The 4907-nt window shown below is 73.7% G+C and carries 3 protein-coding genes; 1 reads left to right on the plus strand and 2 read right to left on the minus strand.

Features of this window, described 5'->3' with window-relative positions:
- On the minus strand, positions 1–582 hold a 582-nt coding region (locus ACTIDRAF_RS28460; RefSeq protein WP_483446987.1), incomplete at its 3' end, for a carbohydrate binding domain-containing protein.
- Between the two features lie 78 nt (positions 583–660).
- Positions 661–3651: a family 43 glycosylhydrolase gene (locus tag ACTIDRAF_RS0211865; RefSeq protein ID WP_052168793.1), complete on the minus strand. Its 2991-nt coding sequence runs from the start codon at positions 3649–3651 to the stop codon at positions 661–663.
- A gap of 355 nt (positions 3652–4006) precedes the next feature.
- Here ACTIDRAF_RS0211865 and ACTIDRAF_RS0211870 point away from each other — a divergent pair.
- The coding region (locus tag ACTIDRAF_RS0211870; RefSeq protein WP_245533512.1) for a LacI family DNA-binding transcriptional regulator at positions 4007–4907 on the plus strand (901 nt) is incomplete at its 3' end.

Below are 4907 nucleotides of genomic sequence, written 5' to 3' on the forward strand. Positions count from 1 at the left end.
GGCCCCCCCCAGCCGCAGCGGCTCGGCCAGCGCGGCACCACCGGCGTCGGTGAGGCGGACGGTCAGCGGGGTGCCGCCCGGCGCGTCGGTGCGCGCCCACACCGAGAAGTCGTAGCCGGCGCCCTCGCGGACCGCGATGCCCGTGTTGTACCCGGAGTTGGTGACCCCGAAGGCCGCGTCCGCCCCGCCGGTGCCGGCCAGCTCCAGCCGCAGGTAGCGGCGGTTGCGTTCGTTCATCCGGTGCTCGTCGTCCACCACCTCGGCGGTGCCAGCACCGCCGGCCAGGGAGACCGGGGTCCACGCGGTCAGCCCCGTGTAGGAGGGGTGGTCCACCGGGTCGTACTCGAAGGAGCGGTTCTGGACCAGCTCCGCGTACAACCCGCCGTCGGCGGCCCGGTTGATGTCCTCGTAGAAGATCCCGTACATGTGGTCGGCGATCTCCGGGCCGTCCCCGCGCGGATCCACCCGCAGCGTGTAGTCGGTCGCGTCCTGGGCCTCGGCGTCGAGGGGCACCGTGATCACCGCGGCCGCCGCGACGGCGGCGCACAGCGCCAGGGGTAGATGTCGGCGTGCTCGTGCCATGCGTACTCCCAAGGGGTTGGAGGAGGAGGGCAGCCCGGCCACCGGTTTGCGCACCGGACCGGTGGGCACGGGGAGGGCTCAGTCGTCGTCCGGCGCGCAGCGCCCCGGCGTCCCGGCACAGCCCGGGAGGTCGAGCGGGGAGGCCACCGACAGCACCGGAACGGGGTGCGGCGCCACCCCCTCCAGCGTCGGGACCACGGGCTCAGCCAGGCCGTCCACGCCGAAGGTGAGCCGGTCCAGCGTCGTCTCCCGGTGCGTACCGTCGCCGTCGGGAACCGCGAACCGGTGGTAGGCGATGTACCAGTCGTCGGTACCGGGGACCCGCAGCACCGAGTTGTGCCCCGTCCCGAGGATCCCCTGCGCCGGGTCCCCCCTCAGGATCACGCCGTGGCTGGTGAACGGCCCCAACGGGCTGTCCGCCGTCGCGTACCCCACCCGGTAGTCCGGGCTGCGGGTGTCGTCGATGGAGTAGGTCAGGTGGTAGGTGTCCCCACGCCGCACCACGAACAGCCCCTCCCGGAACTCGTCCAGGCCCGACAGCCGGCGCACCGAGGAGGGGTCGAAGGACACCATGTCCTCGTTCAACGGCACCACGAACGGCGCGCCGTTGCCCCAGTACAGGTAGGCCTGCCCGTCCTCGTCGACGAAGGCCGCCGGATCGATGGCCTGGCCCACCCCACCCGGGTTCGCCGACACCAGCGGAGCTCCCACGTCCTCGAACGGGCCCAGCGGGGAGTCCGCGACGGCGACCCCGACCTGCTGCGCGGCCGTGAAGTAGAAGTAGTAGCGGCCGTCGCGTTCGGCGATCGTCGGCGCCCACGCGTTGCGGTCGGCCCAGGACACGTCGGTCTCCAGGTCGAGGATCACGCCGTGGTCGGTCCAGTTCACCAGGTCCTTCGAGGAGAACACGCTGAACGTCGTGGAACCCCACCCCGGGAAGCCGTCCGTGGTCGGGTACAGGTAGTAGGTGTCGCCGAACACCGCGATGTCGGGATCGGCGTGGTAGCCGGGCAGCACCGGGGTCCGCAGTTCCCGGGCCACCACCGTCCAGTCCCGACTCGCCCCCGACGGCGAGGTCACCGTGTAGGTCAGCGGTTCCCGCAGGTCCACCCGACGACGCCCGTCCGGGGAGATGCGCGCGCCCGGAGCCAGCTCGAAGACCGGCGACAGCCACTGGCGCCGGGTCCCCGGCTCCACCGGCAGCGTCACCGTGGCACCCACCGGGTCGATCACCGCCGGCACCGCCAACTCCGGCAGGTCCACCCCCCGGATCACGGTGCCGTTGCGGGACAACCCGGCGACCTCCTCCGGGCTCAGGGCACGGTTGTGCAACCGCACGTCCCGCAGCCGACCGGTGAGGTGGTGGTCGGCGGAGTACTGCGAGCGCCCCAGGTAGTTGGCCGTGGTGCGTCCGCCGCCGATGTCACCGGGGCGGATGGTGATCCCCTCGTTCCTGGCGACCTCCACCCCGTCGAGGTAGAGGACGGCCGTGCCGCCGTCCACCGTGTGCGTCAGGTGCCGCCAACCGCCCCGGGGCAGACCGCGCTCCGCCGCCACCTGCTGCTCGGTGGACCAGTCGCCGGTGGCCAGCGCCGCCCGTAGCCCGCTGTCCTCGGTGCCCCCGGTGGCGAAGAGGTAGCCGTCGCCCACCCCCGCCCGGTCGGTGTTGCCGAAGCCGTAGAGGAAGTAGGGCGTCGGCTGCGCCGGGTCGACCCACACGTCGGCGCTCACCGTCACCGCGTCCAGCCCGGACAGCAGGTGGTCGGGCAGTGCGACGTGGCCGTCGGTGCCCCCGAACTCCAGCGCGTCCTCGACCCACCGCACGTCGCCGTGCAGCGTCCCGTGGTAGCCGTGCCCGGAGACGTCGACCGCCCGCGACCCGGCCTCGGGCCCACCGGCGGCACCGTCCAACGGCCAGTGCGCGACCAGCCCGGTCTCGTCCGCCTCGACGGGCGGCACCGGGCCCCCGGCGAGCCGGTCGTGCTCGGCCTGGGTGATCGGGATGACCGAGCCGTGCCGGGCACCGGGCGGGAGGCGGTAGTCGCTGGACATGGTCCAGCGCCCGGAGTCGAGGTCCGTGGTCTCGAAGGGCACGTACCCCCGGCCGCCGAACTCGTCGATGAACAGGTGCCACCGGTCCCCGGAGTTCGCCCGGAACACCGCCGGCCCCTCGCCGCGCTCGACGCCGGGGGAGTCCTCGCTGGCCCGGCCGACGCAGTCGGCGACGAAGTCCCACGAGGTGGAGATCAGCTCCGTCGACCGCTCGGCCACCAGGAACTTGGCGCACGGCGACGAGGAGTCGGGGTCGCGCTCGTCCTTGGTGAACCGGTGGTAGACGCCCTCGTGTTCGATGACGGCCGAGTCGATGACCGAGTGGCCCGGGTCGTGCCACACCTGGGCCTCGCTGAAGGAGACGAAGTCCCGGGTCGTGGCGTACATCATCCGGTTGTAGCTCGTTCCGGCGTGGTCCGGGTCGTCCTCGGCGTACAGCTTGGACGCCCAGAACACCACGTAGGCGTCCAGTTCCTCGCTCCAGTGCGCCTTCGGGGCCCAGGTGTTGCCGGCGTTGGGCGGCGACACCTCGACCGACCGCTGCTCGGACCAGCTCACCAGGTCGGTGGACTCCCACACCATGATCGACCGGCTGCCGTGCCGCTGCGCGCCGTCCCAGTCCCCGTTGCCGTGGATGCGCAGGTCGGTCGCGATCAGGTAGAAGCGGTCGCCCTCGGGAGAGCGGATCAGGAACGGGTCCCGGACCCCCTCGTCGCCGAGCGTGGAGGTCAGCACCGGCCGGCCGTCGTTGAGCTCGTCCCAGCGCAGCGGGTCGTTCCCCCGGCTGAGCGCGAAGTACACCTGTTCGCCGTCGGGCCGGCCCTCGCCGGTGAAGTAGGCGAAGAGGTAGCCGGCGTAGGGCTCGGCCGCGGTCTCCGGCTCGGGGGGAGCCGGGTGCGGCGTCGCCGTGGCGGTCTCGGACCAGAGGGAGGCCGCGACCAGTGCCGGGGCGAGCGCGGCGGCGGCCACGGCGGCGAAGCGGCGGCGGGCGGGGCGGGGGCGTCGTCCGTGGGGCATCGTTGTCCCGTTCGTGTCGAGTCCCGGGGAGCGGCTGGACCAACGGATGTGAGCGCTAACACATGGCGGTGACGGCGACGTTACGGAGTGCTACGCGCCGTGGTCAAGAGGCGGCGCGGGTGGTGGGTCGAGGAGCGGGCGCTGGTGGGACCGCCGTGGCGGCTCGCCGCCGGCCGCCCCCGCCGGCCACCGCGTGACCAGGCAGAGCTGCCCCCGACCCGCCCCGCCTGGAGCGGAGGACCGACCGGACCACCGCTCGCCGACCCGGCCCCCGCCCGCCAGGCCCAGGTCGCGAAGGACTCGTCAGCCCTCCGCGTGACGGCCGGAACCGGCCACGCGCGGCTAACATGATCACGTGGCGCTCCGAGCGGAGACGAGGCTGCCAGTGGACGACACGCCCGTGCGCGGACGACCGGCGCGGCACCCGGCGATGACCGACGTGGCCCGGCTCGCCGGCGTCTCCCACCAGACCGTCTCCCGGGTCCTCAACGGACACCCCCACGTCCGCGAACAGACCCGGCTCCGCGTCCGCGCCGCCATCGACGAACTCGGCTACCGCCCCAACCGCGCCGCCCGGGCCCTGGCCACCGGCCGATCCCAGGTCATCGGCGTCGTCGCCCAGAACAGCACTCTCTACGGCCCGGCCTCGCTGCTCGCCGCGCTGGAACTCGCCTCGGACACCGCCGGGTTCGCCGTGCGGGTCCGCCGGGTCCGGGCCCTGGACCGGACGACCATCCTCGACGCCGTCGACCGCCACCGCGACGACCAGGTGGCGGGCATCGTCGTCATCGCCCCCACCCGCTCGGCCAGCGAGGCGCTGGCCGACGTCCCCACCGACGTGCCCCTGGTCACCGTCGACGGCGACCCCGACCAGACCACCGCCCTCGTCACCATCGACCAGGTGTCCGGCGCCTACGCGGCGACCCGCCACCTGCTCGACGCCGGACACCACACCGTCTGGCACGTCTCCGGACCACCGGACTGGTTCGACAGCGCTGGCCGCGTCGAGGGCTGGCGGCGCGCCCTGGAACGGAGCGGCGCGGAGGTGCCGCCCGTGGTGGCCGCCGACTGGAGCGCCGCCGCCGGCTACCGCGCCGGCCAGGCGCTCGCCCGGACGCCGGAGGTGACGGCCGTCTTCGCCGCCAACGACCACCTCGCGCTCGGCGTCCTGCGCGCCCTGCACGAAGGCGGCCGCCGGGTGCCCACCGACGTCAGCGTCGTCGGTTTCGACGACGTCCCGGAGGCCGCCTACTTCA

Source organism: Actinoalloteichus spitiensis RMV-1378, assembly GCF_000239155.1.
GTDB classification, from domain to species: domain Bacteria; phylum Actinomycetota; class Actinomycetes; order Mycobacteriales; family Pseudonocardiaceae; genus Actinoalloteichus_B; species Actinoalloteichus_B spitiensis.

Excerpts from the sequence above, each read along its gene's own strand:
- ACTIDRAF_RS0211865 (WP_052168793.1), bottom strand. The coding sequence starts at position 3,651 with ATGCCCCACGGACGACGCCCCCGCCCCGCCCGCCGCCGCTTCGCCGCC.